Here is a 15,971-nt window from a genome sequence, read left to right on the forward strand (position 1 = left end):
AAATTTATCTTTATGATTATTTTTTCTTCTCGGTCTTTTTCACTAAAAAACGGAGAGTTTGCATGTCTTCTGATAAATCAAAAGGGAAGATAGTTTTTTCAGGTAACGATATTCATTATCCCGGACAGACCAACCATGATGCCTGTTTTATTCCGGTAAGTGTCCGCCAGTATGCCGGCGAGCCCCTGTATATCATCGTGGCACACTGGTGCCTGTTGCAGCAGAACTGGGTTCAGCGTAACCAGATAGCAGAGGCGTTTCACATCACGGCCAGACGGGCCAGCTACCTGATTGCCTATCTGCGAAGCAAAACATCGCGGGTGGTCAGCATCTGCCGTCACCAGACCCTGCCCAATAAAGCACGACGCTATGAGATTTATGTTATCCGGGTTCTTGACAGTCCCACCCCGTCCACGCGCCGTGAAAAAGCCGGACCGCCGCTGGTATCAAAACGCCGGGTCGGTAATGGTGACAGGTCGATGGCAAATGAACTGTGGAACCGGCTGTGCAGTAACAGAAATGCGGGGAAAATCCTGAAAAAGAAGGAGGATGAGGATGACGGAACATAACCGGATGCCGGCCCGGCAGATTATCGTTTACGGTGACTGCTGGCCGGTGACGATCGCCGTGGCACACCTGGTCCGGAGATTTCTGCCGAGCTGCAACTGTGAAACCGCATACAGGCTGCCTGTTCTGTTGCAGCAATTACGTCGGAAACCGGAGGCCATACTGATACTATGTCTGCGTCCCCGTGAACATCTCTTTTTGTTCTATTCCCTGAGACAGATACTGCCGGACTACCCGGTTATGATTATCAGCGATGAGCTGTTTTTCAGCGACCGGGTGGTACTGAAGGTATACGGCGGCATCCCGGCGCTGCTGGAGCAGGAACTGGCGGAGATACTTATCCGGGGGCGGCGGGGTGAACAGTGGGCCGGGGGCGCACGCCTGCGCAGGACAGGAGAGCTGGACGCCTTTTTGTTATCTCCGGCTCCGGTGACGGGCTTTCTGGAAGTGCCACCGATATTTAACAATCCGAAGCGGTTGATGAACTATATGGACCAGTTGATGCACCGGGAGATACTGGCATGCGGAGTGAGCCTGGCCCAGTTACGCTTGCTTCAGGAAGTTTACCGTGGACGGGGAAGGTTGTCAGCGTTGTGTGGAAGGCTGAATACGCAGGAGAAGCAAATCTGGCAGGACAAATACCGGTTACTGGTGAAGTTGGGAATGCGGAACCGATTACGGGAACTGCTGTTTGGTACCCGGTTTTGTAAATCACTGCAGCGAACTCCGTTTATCGCTCCGCAATAACCCGCCTCCGGCGACTCTATCCAGAAACCCTGAAACGCCGGCTAAACCCGGTGGCGGTGGGGCATGTTTTGCCTGTGGTGTAGTGGAGTAAAATACAGAATTCAGGCGGGATGCTGAATGTATGACCTTTCATACCGTTTGATAAGTAAAAACGCTTCTGGAATGAAACCCGACGTGAATGATACGGCCTGAGCAGAAGCGTTACATATTTACTGCATGATCCCGGTATAGCCATGAATTCCCATATACACGCCGACCAGACCAATCAGAATGCTCGAAAAATAGGGCGCCCGCCGGGCAAGCGTCGAAAAACCACTCCAGCGCTTTGCTGCCTGTTGAACGCTTATCGCCGCGCCAACGCCTACCGTCACCAGTGTTAATGCCAGGCCAAGACTAAAGCTCAGCACCATCGTGGCGCCCAGCGTAAACGCTTTAAGCTGGATACAAATCAGTAAAACGGTGATCGCAGCCGGACAGGGGATAAGCCCTCCGGTCAGGCCGAACAGCAGGATCTGTCCATTAGTCACTGTTTGACCATCAAAACGGCGTTGAATATCGGCAGCATGGGCGCGTTCATGGGCATCCTGATACGCTTTTGACGTTGCGCCTTCCGGATGTATGTGACCATGATGGTCGTGGTCGTGGTCGTGGTCGTGGTCGTGGTCGTGGTCGTGATGGTGGTTTCCCGCCAGCCACTGCTGCTCGCCTCGCCATGTCCGCCAGAACATCCAGCACGCGGTGCTCAGAATAATAATCGCAGAAATTAACTGCAGCCATGGTTCCACTGATTGTGCGGTGAATGCCCGGCTAAGATACATCCCACCCAGCGCGATTAACCAGACGATCGCGGTATGAGAAAGCGTTGCTGCCAGACCGAGCATGACGGCCTGTTTAACCGTACCTTTAATGGCAATGATAAAAGCCGCCATCATAGTTTTGGAGTGCCCTGGTTCAAGCCCGTGCAAAATACCTAATAAAATGGCGCTGGGAATGAAGAACCAGCCGTTTCCTTGCTGAAGAAGTGTCGAAAATTCACCCATGAGAATGATTCTTAGTTGTTTTATGTGGGTGTCATTCTACTCCCCCCCAGTATGGAATACTACCCCCCAGTAGCATCGTAATGCTATAATTTGTATTCGTTAATGTTAGTGAGGTGTTGCAATGTCACATACCATCCGGGACAAACAAAAGCTTAAAGCCAGAACCAGCAAGATTCAGGGACAGGTGATAGCGCTAAAAAAAATGCTGGATGAACCGCATGAATGCGCGGCCGTGTTACAACAGATCGCGGCGATTCGCGGCGCGGTAAATGGCTTAATGCGCGAGGTGATTAAAGGGCATCTGACCGAGCATATCGTTCATCAGAGTGATGAAGCCAGACGTGAAGAAGATCTGGACGTAATATTAAAGGTGCTGGATTCTTATATAAAATAGCCGGGAGTTATATCCCGGCTATCTTTTACTTTAGCTGAAAAACATCACCGATACGCAAAGTAAACCGACGACCAACGTAATGAAATTACCTACTGAACGGTAGGGTTTCAATGCCGGTATCAGGTACGTTGACAACGTGGGCATAATAAACAGAATCATCGCAATGAGCGGGCCGCTAATGGCATAAATCATAGAGATGGCATTCGGGTTAATACAGCAAATAATAAACGTAATCCCGGAAACCAGCATGATAGACAGCGCGCGATTGAACGCCCGGCTTTTTTTCACGCCAACCTGCTGTAGGGTGGTTCTTACCATTTCGGTTGCGCCCTCGATGACGCCGAAATAGGTGCCGAGGAAAGATTTCGACATGGCCACGACGGCAACGATAATACCGGAAATAGAGAGCCAGGCCGGCGCATTGGGCATCATCGAGAGCGCGGAAAGGATGGTAACGCCTTCGTTGCGCGCGTCTTCAATGTATGACGGCGGAATGGAGAGCAGGCAGCTAAAGACAAAGAATAGCACGCTCAGGCAGATAATCAGGTAGGCGACCTTCATGATCTTTCTGCATTTATCCATGGCCTGATCGCCAAAATTTTCCCGTCTGTCGATGGCAAACGTCGAAATAATGGGCGTATGGCTAAAAGCAAAAACCATCACCGGAATAGAAATCCATACCTGATGCAACGTGTGACTATCCAATGACATCTGCCCGGTCAGTAACGAGGGTTGCCAGCTTCCGGTTAAGTAGAGCGAAAGGAACAAGAAGTAAGCGATAAGTGGAAAGACTAAAAAGCCCATTACGCGAAGAGTGGCATGTCTTCCCATTAAGAAAATCATATTCAGGATAAGTACTACGCCGAAGCTAACTGCCATCCGGATGCGAATATCTATCTGAATATGCTTCGCTAATTGCTCTGTCAGGGAATTGGTAATCGCCACAGCATAAATTAATACCACGACAAAAAACGCAATGAAATAAAGCGTGGTAATAATATTGCCGATTTTCTTGCCGTAATAATGAGTAACGGCGCCAGTAATTCCCTCACCGGCAGAAGTCTTTGAGGAAAGAATAAACTGACACAGCGCCTTATGCGGCCAGTATGTTAGAGGCCAGGCGACCAGCGCGGTAATAAATAGCACGATTGCGCCTGCCGATCCCAACTGGATGGGAAGGAAAAGAGTGCCTGCGCCTACAGCCGTTCCGTATAATGCAAAACTCCAGAGAGTCTCATCTTTTGACCAAATTTTAGACATTATTTGAATTTATCAACTATAAAACACACAAAAAGAAGCGCAATTTACCATAAATAGCGTCAGTTGGGGGCGTTTTAAGCAGATGGATGTCGTGGAGGAGGAGGGCCGGGAGCGTTGCGATCCCGGCAAAAAAGAGCAATATCATGCACTAACGCGCTGTTGGCGGCGGGTCACTATTCGCTGGCGTAAAACATCGTACGCCCAGTTGTACAGCATCGTGTACGGCAAAAAGAACAGGAAGAAACCAATTTCCAGGGTGAATGCTTGTAGCAGGCTGACATTCAGTACCCAGGCGACAATACTCACGCCAATGACAATAAACCCACTTTCAAATCCTAACGCATGGAGTGCGCGCACTTTGGCGGTTCGTCTCACCTGATGCGCAGGCCACAGTCGATCAAACAGAGCGTTATAAATGATATTCCAGATCATGGCCGTCGTTGCCAGCAATATCGTCAGGCCGCCCATCTCCAGCACCGAGCGCTGCATTAGCCAGGCGGTCGTTGGCGCCAGTATCGCAGTCGCAATACCTTCAAAACAGACAGCATGGAGAATACGCTCCGGCAGCGAGCGACGTTGTATGGCGTCATGTTGCATAAACGAAAAAACCTTACTCTTAATCAAACTAAAGAAATTTCCGCTATTTTATCGTTTAATGTGATACCTAAAAGATAACATCCATCGATAAAATAGATATGTTATGCGTTACTCACCTGAAGCGTTAATGGCATTTGTTGAGACCGTCTCTTGCGGTTCGTTTTCTGCGGCGGCGCGCCGCCTGCGTAAAAGCCAGTCCACCATTAGTACCGCCATTGCGCATCTGGAGGCGGATCTGGGATTTTCATTATTTGATCGATCTTCGCGCCAGCCCGTTCTGACCGAAGAAGGAAAACGGGTGCTTAGCTATGTTCAGGCTATTTTATCGGCGAGCGACCGTCTGGATGAGGTGGCGCTGACGTTATCCGGCGAGACGGAGGCAAGGCTCACGTTCGTCCTCTCTGATACCCTGCACCCTGACAGTCTGGAAGAGTTAATGGCGCAGTTTGATCGTCAATTTCCGCATACCGAGTTTGAATGTTTGATCGGAGAAAATGATGATGTCATCGACCTGCTGCAAAAAGGGCGCGCCCAGATAGGCCTGATTGAAGCGCGTGATGACTATCCCACAAACATTGGCGCGACGCGTCTGCCTGTTCAAAGCTGGATGGGGGTTTATGTGGCGACCACGCATCCGTTGGCGTCGCAGACGAACCTGCAATGGGAGCAACTGCATACCTGGCGCGAGCTGCGTCTGAATACCTACCTTGAATCTAACGCCAACATTACGCGCGGCCCGGCCTGGTCAGCGCCAAACTATTTATTGCTGTTGAGCATGGCGGTTCAGGGATTTGGCTGGTGCGTATTGCCCTGCGCGCTGGTGGAAGAGTTTGCGGCGGAAAAACCGCTGGCGCAGCTGGATGTTCCTGGCTGGCCGAGGGCGATTGCTATTGATTTGCTGTGGAACAAGAAAACGCCGCCCGGAACGGCGGGGAACTGGCTTCGCTACCATTTGCAGCAGAAATAAGCTGCGTCACCGTCAAATCAGCGTCATTTCCTTTGTGATAAAACTCACTTTTTTTAAACAATCAAGATAACTAATTTTAACAATGCTCTACTATGGCGGTGTCATTTTGCGCTGAGGTGGTAATGAAAGAGGTTGTGATAGTGGGGGCTTTACGGACACCCATCGGCTGTTTTCAGGGAACGCTGGCCCGTCATTCCGCCGTCGAGCTGGGGAGCATGGTCGTAAAAGCGTTAATTGAGCGCACCGGCGTGGACGCTAACGCTATCGATGAGGTCATCCTCGGTCAGGTACTGACGGCTGGCGCCGGGCAGAATCCGGCGCGCCAGTCAGCCATCAAAGGAGGGCTGCCGACAACCGTTTCCGCCATTACCATTAATGACGTTTGTGGTTCCGGTTTAAAAGCGTTGCACCTGGCGACGCAGGCTATTCAGTGCGGCGAAGCGGACATTGTTATTGCGGGCGGGCAGGAGAATATGAGCCGTGCGCCGCATGTCCTCAATGACAGCCGTACCGGCGCGTTGCCTGATGCCGACAATCTGGTGGATAGTCTGGTACATGATGGCTTATGGGATGCCTTCAACGATTATCACATTGGCGTGACGGCAGAAAACCTGGCGCGGGAATATGGCATCAGCCGCGAGTTACAGGATGCTTATGCGCTCAGTTCGCAACAAAAAGCCAGGGCCGCGATTGATACCGGACGTTTTAAAGATGAGATTGTCCCCATCGTCACGCAACGTAATGGGCAGACCGCAATTGTCGATACGGATGAACAACCGCGGGCCGACGCCAGTGCGGAGGGGTTAGCCCTGCTGCATCCGGCGTTTGATAGTTTAGGTTCGGTGACGGCGGGTAATGCCTCCTCAATCAACGATGGCGCCGCCGCGGTGATGATGATGAGCGAGGCGAAAGCCCAGGCGCTGGGGCTGCCGGTGCTGGCGCGCATCCGCGCGTTTGCCAGCGTCGGCGTCGATCCTGCGCTAATGGGGATTGCGCCGGTATATGCTACCCGGCGCTGTCTGGAGCGTGCCGGCTGGCAACTGGCGGAGGTCGACCTTATCGAAGCCAACGAAGCGTTTGCCGCCCAGGCGTTGTCGGTAGGAAAAATGCTGGAATGGGATGAGCGACGGGTAAACGTTAATGGCGGCGCGATTGCGCTGGGGCATCCTATTGGCGCTTCCGGCTGTCGAATTCTGGTTTCACTGGTGCACGAAATGGTTAAACGCGACGCGCGAAAAGGCCTGGCGACGCTGTGTATTGGTGGCGGCCAGGGCGTTGCTTTAACCATTGAACGCGATTGATCCTGCGCCAGCCATCCTTTTTCTGCTTCATTATTCCGTCATAAAAAGCCCTCTATCACGAGGGCAAAGCCAGTAACAGAACCCCCTTTTTCGTTATAGCGCGGAACGTCTTGCCGCGTCGGGCATTGCAGACGCATACCGCTTTTAATTCAATTCGCACATCAGACCTCGTTCTAAAACAAGCTTCAATTTTTATCTGAGTAACCGCATACAGCATCTGGCGCACATGTCTGAAAATCAGACATGTGTGTAAGTTTTAGCGCCGTTCGTGATCGCTACAGCAGTTTTAAAAATAACCAACCATATAAATGAAACGTTGTTTTATTTATTGTTGAAAACCTTCATCCAGGCGACTATGATGCCGTTAAATAAATCAAAACAGTGTTTTGATTTTATGCCGTTGCGATCGATTTATCATTGGAGGGAAAAGTGGACGTAAGGCAAAGCATCCATAGCGAGCACGCTAAAACGCTGGACACCCAGGCGCTGCGACGCGAGTTTTTAATAGAAAATATTTTTGTCGCTGATGAATATACGATGGTCTACAGCCATATCGACCGTATTATTGTCGGCGGCATTATGCCCGTCAGCCATTCTGTTGAAATCGGCGGAGAGGTGGGTAAACAGCTTGGCGTTTCCCGGTTACTGGACCGCCGCGAGCTGGGCGTCATTAATATTGGCGGCGCGGGCGCCATTATCGTTGACGGGCAGCGCCATGACATTGGTCATCGTGATGCTCTGTATATTGGTAAAGGGGCGAAAGAGTTGGTCTTCGTCAGCAATGAGGCGAGCAGACCGGCGAAGTTTTATTACAACTGCGCGCCAGCGCATACCGCTTATCCGACGAAAAAAGTGTCGCCTGCCGACGTTGCGCCCGTCACCTTAGGCGATAACCTCACCAGTAACCGTCGCACCATCAATAAATACTTCGTACCGGATGTACTGGAAACCTGTCAGCTCAGTATGGGACTCACCGAACTGGCGCCCGGCAATCTATGGAACACCATGCCATGCCATACCCATGAGCGCCGTATGGAAGTTTACCTCTATTTCAATATGGAAGAAGACAGTTGCGTTTTCCATATGATGGGGCAGCCTCAGGAAACCCGTCATATTGTGATGCGTAATGAACAGGCGGTTATTTCCCCAAGCTGGTCAATACATTCCGGCGTTGGCACCAAAGCCTATACGTTTATTTGGGGCATGGTGGGAGAAAATCAGGTCTTCGATGACATGGATCACGTTGCGGTACAAGATCTGCGCTAGTCGCGACCGGTGATAACGCCTGTGCGTGACAGGCATGACAAAAATAAGGATTAACAATGATTTTGAATGCATTTTCTCTTGAAGGTAAAGTCGCGGTTGTGACGGGGTGCGATACCGGATTGGGGCAGGGGATGGCGTTAGGGCTGGCGGAAGCGGGCTGTGACATTGTCGGTATTAACATTGTTGAACCGACGGACACTATTGCGCGCGTCACCGCTCTGGGACGTCGTTTTTTAAGCCTGACAGCCGATCTGCGTCAAATCGATGGTATTCCGGCATTACTGGAACGGGCGGTGGCGGAATACGGTCATATTGATATTCTGGTGAATAACGCGGGTTTGATCCGTCGTGAAGATGCAATTGATTTCACGGAAAAAGACTGGGATGACGTCATGAACCTGAACATCAAGAGCGTGTTCTTTATGTCTCAGGCGGCGGCAAAACATTTTATTGCCCAGGGCAACGGCGGCAAAATTATTAATATCGCGTCTATGCTCTCCTTCCAGGGCGGCATTCGCGTTCCGTCTTATACCGCGTCGAAAAGCGGCGTAATGGGAATAACACGTCTGATGGCGAACGAGTGGGCGAAACACAATATCAATGTGAACGCCATCGCACCGGGCTATATGTCCACGAATAATACCCAGCAATTGCGCGCTGATGCACAACGTAGCGCCGAAATTCTCGACCGTATTCCGGCTGGACGTTGGGGGCTACCGGGCGATTTAATGGGCCCGGTAGTCTTCCTGGCATCCAGCGCCGCTGATTATATTAACGGCTATACCATAGCGGTAGATGGCGGTTGGCTGGCGCGTTAATTCGCTACTGACAAATGCGTTTCTGGGAAAATCGACTCTTTGGCCGAAAAACTGATAAAGCCCTGTCCTGGTACAGGGTTTTTTTATGATCTCATTAGCATAGTCCATATTGTGGGTTTAACTTAATCCATATATTGTTAAATAATAGCTATGATCAATGCTTTAATTTATTGAAATATTGGTAGTTTAAAAAAATACCCGGCAACGGCGTTAAATTTAAAAAGTGTAATATCCATCACATATCGCTATAGTGTAGCCATTTAATCCATATTTATGCCGTTTCCAGCCTGACACTTGGGGAAGAGTATCCCGTACTTTCAGGCTATGTCTTACTCTGTTGTGGCAGGAAAATATGGTCTCTATTAATCATGACTCTGCTTTAACGCCGCGTTCGCTTCGCGACACACGACGTATGAATATGTTTGTTTCGGTTTCTGCAGCGGTAGCGGGACTGTTATTTGGTCTGGATATCGGCGTTATCGCCGGGGCGCTGCCTTTTATTACCGACCATTTCGTACTGACCAGCCGGCTGCAGGAATGGGTCGTCAGCAGTATGATGCTTGGCGCGGCAATTGGCGCATTATTTAACGGCTGGCTTTCATTCCGGCTGGGGCGTAAGTATAGCCTGATGGCTGGCGCGATTTTGTTTGTGCTCGGCTCGCTGGGGTCGGCGTTTGCTTCCAGCGTGGAAGTATTGATTGGTGCCCGCGTGATACTGGGCGTAGCAGTAGGGATTGCCTCCTATACCGCGCCGCTTTATCTATCTGAAATGGCAAGTGAAAATGTTCGCGGCAAAATGATCAGTATGTATCAACTGATGGTGACGTTAGGCATTGTGCTGGCTTTTTTATCCGATACGGCATTCAGCTACAGCGGCAACTGGCGCGCGATGTTGGGCGTACTGGCGCTGCCTGCGGTGTTGCTCATTATTCTGGTGGTATTCCTGCCGAATAGTCCGCGCTGGCTGGCGCAAAAAGGTCGCCATATTGAAGCGGAAGAGGTGCTGCGTATGCTGCGCGATACCTCGGAAAAAGCCCGTGATGAACTGAATGAGATTCGGGAAAGCCTCAAACTCAAGCAGGGCGGGTGGGCATTATTTAAAGCTAACCGCAATGTTCGCCGCGCCGTGTTCCTCGGTATGCTGCTACAGGCAATGCAGCAGTTCACCGGCATGAACATCATTATGTACTATGCGCCGCGCATTTTTAAAATGGCCGGCTTTACCACCACGGAACAGCAAATGATCGCTACGCTGGTGGTCGGACTGACCTTTATGTTCGCGACGTTTATCGCCGTCTTTACGGTAGATAAGGCCGGGCGTAAACCGGCGTTAAAAATCGGTTTCAGCGTAATGGCGTTAGGGACATTGGTGTTGGGCTACTGCCTGATGCAGTTTGATAACGGTACGGCATCAAGCGGCCTCTCCTGGCTTTCCGTTGGGATGACGATGATGTGTATCGCCGGTTACGCGATGAGCGCCGCTCCGGTGGTGTGGATACTGTGTTCGGAAATCCAGCCGCTGAAATGCCGTGATTTTGGCATTACCTGTTCAACCACGACAAACTGGGTATCGAACATGATCATCGGCGCGACATTCCTGACACTGTTGGACAGCATTGGCGCGGCAGGTACATTCTGGCTTTACACCGCGCTGAATATCGCTTTTATCGGCATCACTTTCTGGCTGATTCCGGAAACCAAAAATGTCACCCTGGAGCACATCGAACGCAAGCTGATGGCGGGCGAGAAGCTAAGAAATATTGGCGTGTAATCACCCCTCCCATGCCGGATGACGCCTGTTATCCGGCATGATGAAAAATAGACTGGAAACGGATGTGTAAGTTTGCTTCACTGCCATAATGCTTTAAAAAAAGGAGAGCGCAGTGAAAACGATCGGGCTGTTGGGGGGGATGAGCTGGGAATCGACTATCCCTTATTACCGTTTAATCAATGAAGGCATTAAACAGCAGCTGGGAGGCCTGCACTCGGCGAGCTTACTGCTGCATAGCGTAGATTTCCACGATATTGAAGTATGTCAACGCCGCGGCGAGTGGGATAAAGCGGGCGATATCCTGGCGCAGGCCGCGCAGGGGTTACAGCAGGCGGGCGCAGAAGGCATTGTGCTGTGTACCAACACCATGCATAAAATCGCGCACATTATTGAATCTCGTTGTTCTCTGCCTTTTCTACACATCGCGGATGCTACCGGGCGAGCTATCGCCCGTCAGGGGTTGCATCGCGTGGCGCTATTAGGGACTCGCTATACGATGGAGCAGGATTTTTATCGCGGGCGGCTGGAACAGCAATTTGCGATTGAGACCATCGTGCCGGAGGCGGACGATCGGGCGCGTATCAATCAGGTCATTTTTGACGAGCTCTGTCAGGGGACATTCACCGACGCGTCGCGCCACTATTATTTACAGGTTATCGAACGACTGGCTGCGCAAGGCGCGCAGGGCGTTATTTTTGGCTGCACTGAAATAGGTTTGCTTGTTCCCCAGACGCAAAGCGCGCTACCGGTTTTCGATACCACGGCAATTCATGCCGCAGATGCCGTGAGCTTTATGCTTTCGTCATCGGCCCCAGAATAACCTCCAGCGGTTCGACCAGGCGCGAAAGGTGCGTTTGTAAATGCTTACTGAAGGCGTCAACCAGCGCGGAGGCGGGGCGGTGTAGCGGGCGAATCAGGCTGACGGTAAAGGGCACGTCAATGCTGAAGCGGCGAACGGCGACGCCGCTGGCGGCATAGTCCAGCGCGGTTAGCGGGTTAACGATCGAAACGCCCGCCCCGGCGCGCACCATCGCGCAGACGGAGGCCGCGCTATGCGTTTCCACCACCATTCTGCGCTTCACCTGATGTTCGGCAAATAACGTATCCAACAACTGTCGATAGCTGTCCAGGCGGGAGAGGCTGATAAAGTTTTCCCCCTGAAAATCGTCTGGCGTCAGTACCGTTTTGGCGGCAAGCGGATGGTCGCAGGGCAGTACGCACACTTCATTCAGCGTTAGTAACTCGGTACGGGTTGTTCCTGCCGGGGCATGAAGCGTCTCCGTCAGCCCTAAATCGTGGCGCTGAGCGGAGAGCCACTCTTCCAGCAACGGCGACTCCTGCGGCACAATATTCAGGCTGACATCCGGATAACGCGCCAGAAAAGGCGGTAGTAACGGCGGCAAAAAGGATTGTGAAAAGACCGGCAGGCAGGCGATAGAGAGCTCGCCCTGACGGAACTCGCGCAGACTTTCCGCCGCGCTGACGATGCGATCCAACCCATACCAGGAGCGTTGTACCTCTTCGAACAGGCGTAGCCCTTGCACCGTCGGATGTAAGCGCCCGCGTGTGCGCTCAAACAGCGTTAATCCCAGCACTTTCTCAAAACGCGCCAGCTCGCGACTGACGGTAGGCTGCGAGGTATGCAGCAGCCGCGCCGCTTCGGTGAGATTTCCGGCGGTCATTACGGCATGAAAAATTTCAATGTGACGTAAATTAACGGCAGCCATACGTTTCCCTGAATCATTTATCCCATATCATTTTTGCATAGACTGACAATAAAACGATATTTTTTATTCTTTCTAAGGTATGGCGTAATCGTTAAAAAGCCTGTTCCGGAGTTTGTTATGTCATTGCCGCATTATCACGCTGAAACTGACCTTAACGCTGAAAATTTGCTCAGATTGCCTGCTGAATTTGGCTGTCCGGTCTGGGTCTATGACGCGCACATTATTCGCCGTCAGATAGCCGCCCTGCAGCAGTTTGACGTCGTGCGTTTTGCGCAAAAAGCCTGTTCGAACATTCATATCCTGCGCTTAATGCGCGCGCAGGGTGTCAAGGTGGATTCTGTTTCATTGGGAGAGATCGAACGTGCGCTGGCGGCGGGCTACGATCCACAAACGTGCCCTGATGATATCGTTTTTACCGCCGATGTGATTGATGCCGACACGCTGGCGCGCGTCAGTGAACTGCATATTCCGGTCAATGCCGGCTCGGTAGATATGCTGACGCAGCTTGGTCAGGTTTCGCCTGGGCATCGCGTCTGGTTGCGCGTGAATCCTGGCTTTGGTCACGGCCACAGCCAGAAAACCAACACCGGGGGCGAAAACAGCAAACACGGCATCTGGCATAGCGATCTTCCGGCGGCGCTGGCGGTAATGCAGAAATACCGACTGAAACTTGTCGGTATCCATATGCACATTGGTTCCGGCGTCGATTATGGCCATCTGGAGCAGGTTTGCGGCGCGATGGTACGCCAGGTGCTGGAATGTGGTCAGGATGTGGAGGCGATTTCGGCAGGCGGCGGACTCTCGATACCTTATCGTGAGGGAGAAGAGCCCGTTGATACGCGCCATTACTATGGCCTGTGGAACGCGGCGCGCGAGCAAATCGCCCGCCATCTGGGACATGCGGTCAAACTTGAGATCGAACCCGGACGTTTTCTGGTGGCGCAATCAGGCGTGCTGGTAACGCAGGTGCGTAGCGTAAAACAGATGGGAAGCCGCCATTTCGTGCTGGTAGATGCGGGTTTTAACGATCTGATGCGCCCGGCGATGTACGGTAGCTATCACCGTATTTCGGCGCTGGCGGCGGATGGTCGCGCGCTTGAAAATGGCCCGTGGGTCGAGACGGTGGTCGCCGGGCCGCTATGCGAATCAGGCGATGTTTTTACGCAGCAGGAAGGGGGAATGGTTGAAACACGCGCCTTACCTGCGGTCATCCCCGGCGATTACCTCGTATTGCACGATACCGGCGCGTACGGCGCGTCTATGTCATCGAATTACAATAGCCGCCCGCTCCTGCCGGAAGTACTGTTTGACAATGGACAGGCGCGGCTGATCCGCCGTCGTCAGACCATTGAAGAGCTGTTAGCGCTGGAGATGCTCTGAAGCGCATCATTAGGCCGGACGTTGAAAAAACGGGCCTGCGGCGACGGACTCGCGCAGAATCAGCGTGCCGGTAAAGGGCGGGATCGGGGCGACCGGCTCGCTGTTCGCCAGACGAACGGCCTGATCGATTGCGGTGGCTATCATATCCTCGATGGGTAAATAGACTGTTGAAAGCCCCGGTTCAAGCCAGGTTGCGCCCGGCGCATCGTCAAAACCAAACAGCGACACATCCTGCGGGATGCGTAATCCGGCCTGGCGCAGCGCTTTTGCCGCGCCCAGCGCCGTGTCATCATTACAGGCGAATAGCGCGCTAAACGTGACGCCTTCCTCCAGTAATTCCCGGCAGGCGTCATAGCCGCGCGTCAGCGTGTAATCGCCGAATTTCACTTTTGCCGGTTGCCAGGGAATGCCATATTTTTCCAGCGCCTTGCGATAACCCGCTACGCGTGATGTGCCGGTGGGAGTATGAACAGGCAGCGTAATACAGGCGATATCGCGATGGCCCTGCGTAATCAGATATTCCACCGCCTGGAATGCCGCCGTCTCCTGCTCGAAGAAAATAGCGCGATCGCGGGCCTGAGTGACGTTGCGATTAATAATCACCAGCGGCATTTCCGTGGCGTCAATCAACGACAAAATCGCCGGCTCATCCATATAGCGAGTGTAAAGAATAATAGCGTCGCACTGTCTGTCGGCCAACATTTGTACGGCTTTCTGCTCTCGTTCCGGCGTATCGTGACCATCGGTGACGATCAACTGCTTGTTATGAAACTCCGCCTGGCGCGACGCCCGGCGCAACAAACTGCCAAAATAGAAGCCGTCAAACGTAGAGACGACCAGACCGATGCTGTTGCTGGTGCGATTCGCCAGCGAGCGTGCCAGCAGGTTGGGGCGATAGTCCAGAGCCTGCATCGCCGTAAACACTTTCTGGCGCGTGCTTTCTTTTACCTGCCCCGTCCCATTCAGCACTCGTGAGACGGTGGCCTTTGATACGCCCGCATGGCGGGAAACATCCAGCATTGTCGCCATCATGCTACCCTGATTAATCGGTTGTCGACAGGTGTCCGGTATCCGTCGGCGTGGATACCGAATGTCGGCGTACCAGTGTCGGACTAAATACATGAGTTACTTCTGGCGTAGGGCATTTCCCCGCCAACGCTAACGCCAGCTCCGCCGCCTGTGTCGCCATGGTGACGATCGGATACCGAATGGTGGTCAGTCGGGGACGCACATAGCGTGAGACCAGTACATCATCAAAACCGATGAGCGATACTTCGCCCGGCACCCCCACGCCATTATCATTTAATACTCCCATCGCGCCAGCCGCCATCGAGTCGTTATAGCAGGCCACCGCGGTAAAATTTCTGCCGCGACCTAATAACTCAGTCATCGCCTGCTCGCCGCCGCTTTCATCCGGTTCGCCGAACGTCACCAGCCGATCGTTAGCCGGGATATGGCTTTCCGCCAGCGCATCGTAATAGCCCCTCAGGCGATCTTCGGCATCAGAGATGGTGTGGTTGGAACAGATATACCCAATACGCGTATGACCTTGCTGGATCAGATGTCGGGTCGCCAGCCATGCCCCGTAACGGTCATCCAGCGCGACACAGCGGTGTTCTAACCCCGGTAAAATGCGGTTAATCAGCACCATGCCGGGGATTTGCTTCATTAATGAGGCCAGGTCCGCATCCGGAATCATTTTGGCGTGTACCACTAACGCTGCGCAACGATGACGAATCAACTGTTCAATAGCCTGACGCTCTTTTTGTTCGTTATGATACCCGTTGCCAATCAGTAAAAAATTTCCGGTGTGATACGCCACCTGTTCAACGGCTTTCACCATCGCGCCGAAAAAAGGATCGGAAACGTCGCCGACCACCAGACCGAGGGTTTCCGTTGCCTGCTGTGCCAGCGCGCGCGCGTTGGCGTTAGGGTGATAGCTCAGGGACTCCATTGCGCTGGTCACCGCCAGCCGGGACGCTTCGCTGGCTTTTGGCGAATCGTTAATAACGCGAGAAACGGTGGCGACTGAAACACCGGCCAGTCGGGCTACATCTTTTATGGTCGCCATGATAATACCTATAGTGGGTAAACGCTTACATTACGCCAGTTTTACGGAAAATGAACGTCTGTTCA

16 protein-coding genes are annotated in these 15,971 nt (G+C 52.5%); 10 read left to right on the top strand and 6 right to left on the bottom strand.

What is annotated here, in order from left to right; genetic code table 11:
* The first annotated feature begins 62 nt into the window (after positions 1 to 62).
* Positions 63 to 569, top strand: a complete 507-nt coding sequence (locus tag OLG56_RS04065; protein WP_000093332.1) for a CaiF/GrlA family transcriptional regulator — start codon at positions 63 to 65, stop codon at positions 567 to 569.
* Positions 556 to 1,314 carry a hypothetical protein gene (locus OLG56_RS04070; RefSeq protein WP_023136668.1) on the top strand — a complete coding sequence of 253 codons (759 nt, stop codon included), beginning with the start codon at positions 556 to 558 and terminating at the stop codon, positions 1,312 to 1,314. Before OLG56_RS04065 ends, OLG56_RS04070 begins: the two co-directional genes overlap by 14 nt.
* A 209-nt stretch (positions 1,315 to 1,523) precedes the next feature.
* On the opposite strand, the gene OLG56_RS04075 is transcribed toward OLG56_RS04070, so the two are convergent.
* Positions 1,524 to 2,354 carry a nickel/cobalt efflux protein RcnA gene (locus tag OLG56_RS04075; RefSeq protein ID WP_000503693.1) on the bottom strand — a complete coding sequence of 277 codons (831 nt, stop codon included), beginning with the start codon at positions 2,352 to 2,354 and terminating at the stop codon, positions 1,524 to 1,526.
* A 121-nt stretch (positions 2,355 to 2,475) separates the two neighbouring features.
* Here OLG56_RS04075 and rcnR point away from each other — a divergent pair, with 121 nt between their 5' ends.
* Positions 2,476 to 2,748, top strand: coding sequence for a Ni(II)/Co(II)-binding transcriptional repressor RcnR (rcnR, locus tag OLG56_RS04080; protein WP_000019953.1), 273 nt, complete (start codon positions 2,476 to 2,478; stop codon positions 2,746 to 2,748).
* Positions 2,749 to 2,778: 30 nt separating this feature from the next.
* Here the strand turns inward: rcnR and OLG56_RS04085 are convergent, their stop codons facing one another.
* A complete protein-coding gene (locus tag OLG56_RS04085; RefSeq protein WP_000036828.1) occupies positions 2,779 to 4,008 on the bottom strand; it encodes an amino acid permease in 1,230 nt (409 codons plus the stop codon).
* Between the two features lie 141 nt (positions 4,009 to 4,149).
* Positions 4,150 to 4,605: a multidrug/biocide efflux PACE transporter gene (locus OLG56_RS04090; protein ID WP_001530217.1), complete on the bottom strand. Its 456-nt coding sequence runs from the start codon at positions 4,603 to 4,605 to the stop codon at positions 4,150 to 4,152.
* Between the two features lie 103 nt (positions 4,606 to 4,708).
* On the opposite strand from OLG56_RS04090, the gene OLG56_RS04095 reads away from it, so the two are divergent.
* The 6 genes from OLG56_RS04095 to OLG56_RS04120 all read left to right on the top strand — a co-directional run bounded on the left by OLG56_RS04095 (position 4,709) and on the right by OLG56_RS04120 (position 11,548).
* Complete coding sequence (locus OLG56_RS04095; protein ID WP_001270779.1) at positions 4,709 to 5,572, top strand: LysR family transcriptional regulator; 864 nt, start codon at positions 4,709 to 4,711, stop codon at positions 5,570 to 5,572.
* A gap of 122 nt (positions 5,573 to 5,694) precedes the next feature.
* Complete coding sequence (locus tag OLG56_RS04100) at positions 5,695 to 6,873, top strand: acetyl-CoA C-acetyltransferase (protein WP_000665979.1); 1,179 nt, start codon at positions 5,695 to 5,697, stop codon at positions 6,871 to 6,873.
* 429 nt (positions 6,874 to 7,302) lie between these two features.
* Complete coding sequence (kduI, locus tag OLG56_RS04105; protein ID WP_000383274.1) at positions 7,303 to 8,139, top strand: 5-dehydro-4-deoxy-D-glucuronate isomerase; 837 nt, start codon at positions 7,303 to 7,305, stop codon at positions 8,137 to 8,139.
* A 56-nt stretch (positions 8,140 to 8,195) separates the two neighbouring features.
* Complete coding sequence (gene kduD, locus OLG56_RS04110; RefSeq protein ID WP_021000742.1) at positions 8,196 to 8,957, top strand: 2-dehydro-3-deoxy-D-gluconate 5-dehydrogenase KduD; 762 nt, start codon at positions 8,196 to 8,198, stop codon at positions 8,955 to 8,957.
* A gap of 352 nt (positions 8,958 to 9,309) precedes the next feature.
* A complete protein-coding gene (gene araE / locus OLG56_RS04115; protein ID WP_000253650.1) occupies positions 9,310 to 10,728 on the top strand; it encodes an arabinose-proton symporter AraE in 1,419 nt (472 codons plus the stop codon).
* 112 nt (positions 10,729 to 10,840) lie between these two features.
* Positions 10,841 to 11,548, top strand: coding sequence for an aspartate/glutamate racemase (locus OLG56_RS04120; protein WP_023136665.1), 708 nt, complete (start codon positions 10,841 to 10,843; stop codon positions 11,546 to 11,548).
* On the opposite strand, the gene OLG56_RS04125 is transcribed toward OLG56_RS04120, so the two are convergent.
* Positions 11,520 to 12,455: a LysR family transcriptional regulator gene (locus tag OLG56_RS04125; protein ID WP_000741797.1), complete on the bottom strand. Its 936-nt coding sequence runs from the start codon at positions 12,453 to 12,455 to the stop codon at positions 11,520 to 11,522. The two genes, OLG56_RS04120 and OLG56_RS04125, sit on opposite strands and share 29 nt — an antisense overlap.
* A 117-nt stretch (positions 12,456 to 12,572) precedes the next feature.
* Here OLG56_RS04125 and lysA point away from each other — a divergent pair, with 117 nt between their 5' ends.
* Positions 12,573 to 13,835, top strand: a complete 1,263-nt coding sequence (gene lysA, locus OLG56_RS04130; protein WP_023136664.1) for a diaminopimelate decarboxylase — start codon at positions 12,573 to 12,575, stop codon at positions 13,833 to 13,835.
* A gap of 9 nt (positions 13,836 to 13,844) precedes the next feature.
* Here lysA and OLG56_RS04135 read toward each other — a convergent pair whose 3' ends face one another.
* Together OLG56_RS04135 and galR are read right to left on the bottom strand one after the other, a co-directional pair.
* A complete protein-coding gene (locus OLG56_RS04135) occupies positions 13,845 to 14,867 on the bottom strand; it encodes a LacI family DNA-binding transcriptional regulator (RefSeq protein ID WP_072102305.1) in 1,023 nt (340 codons plus the stop codon).
* 10 nt (positions 14,868 to 14,877) lie between these two features.
* Positions 14,878 to 15,906 (bottom strand): HTH-type transcriptional regulator GalR, encoded by a 1,029-nt coding sequence (gene galR, locus OLG56_RS04140; RefSeq protein WP_000201030.1) that lies wholly within the window; start codon positions 15,904 to 15,906, stop codon positions 14,878 to 14,880.
* Positions 15,907 to 15,971: the final 65 nt, after the last annotated feature.

The organism is Salmonella sp. 2018103 (assembly GCF_026247685.1).
Taxonomy (GTDB): Bacteria; Pseudomonadota; Gammaproteobacteria; order Enterobacterales; family Enterobacteriaceae; genus Salmonella; species Salmonella enterica.

Excerpts from the sequence above, each read along its gene's own strand:
- OLG56_RS04065 (WP_000093332.1), top strand. The coding sequence starts at position 63 with ATGTCTTCTGATAAATCAAAAGGGAAGATAGTTTTTTCAGGTAACGAT.
- OLG56_RS04070 (WP_023136668.1), top strand. The coding sequence starts at position 556 with ATGACGGAACATAACCGGATGCCGGCCCGGCAGATTATCGTTTACGGT.
- OLG56_RS04075 (WP_000503693.1), bottom strand. The coding sequence starts at position 2,354 with ATGGGTGAATTTTCGACACTTCTTCAGCAAGGAAACGGCTGGTTCTTC.
- rcnR (WP_000019953.1), top strand. The coding sequence starts at position 2,476 with ATGTCACATACCATCCGGGACAAACAAAAGCTTAAAGCCAGAACCAGC.
- OLG56_RS04085 (WP_000036828.1), bottom strand. The coding sequence starts at position 4,008 with ATGTCTAAAATTTGGTCAAAAGATGAGACTCTCTGGAGTTTTGCATTA.
- OLG56_RS04090 (WP_001530217.1), bottom strand. The coding sequence starts at position 4,605 with ATGCAACATGACGCCATACAACGTCGCTCGCTGCCGGAGCGTATTCTC.
- OLG56_RS04095 (WP_001270779.1), top strand. The coding sequence starts at position 4,709 with ATGCGTTACTCACCTGAAGCGTTAATGGCATTTGTTGAGACCGTCTCT.
- OLG56_RS04100 (WP_000665979.1), top strand. The coding sequence starts at position 5,695 with ATGAAAGAGGTTGTGATAGTGGGGGCTTTACGGACACCCATCGGCTGT.
- kduD (WP_021000742.1), top strand. The coding sequence starts at position 8,196 with ATGATTTTGAATGCATTTTCTCTTGAAGGTAAAGTCGCGGTTGTGACG.
- araE (WP_000253650.1), top strand. The coding sequence starts at position 9,310 with ATGGTCTCTATTAATCATGACTCTGCTTTAACGCCGCGTTCGCTTCGC.
- OLG56_RS04125 (WP_000741797.1), bottom strand. The coding sequence starts at position 12,455 with ATGGCTGCCGTTAATTTACGTCACATTGAAATTTTTCATGCCGTAATG.
- lysA (WP_023136664.1), top strand. The coding sequence starts at position 12,573 with ATGTCATTGCCGCATTATCACGCTGAAACTGACCTTAACGCTGAAAAT.
- OLG56_RS04135 (WP_072102305.1), bottom strand. The coding sequence starts at position 14,867 with ATGATGGCGACAATGCTGGATGTTTCCCGCCATGCGGGCGTATCAAAG.
- galR (WP_000201030.1), bottom strand. The coding sequence starts at position 15,906 with ATGGCGACCATAAAAGATGTAGCCCGACTGGCCGGTGTTTCAGTCGCC.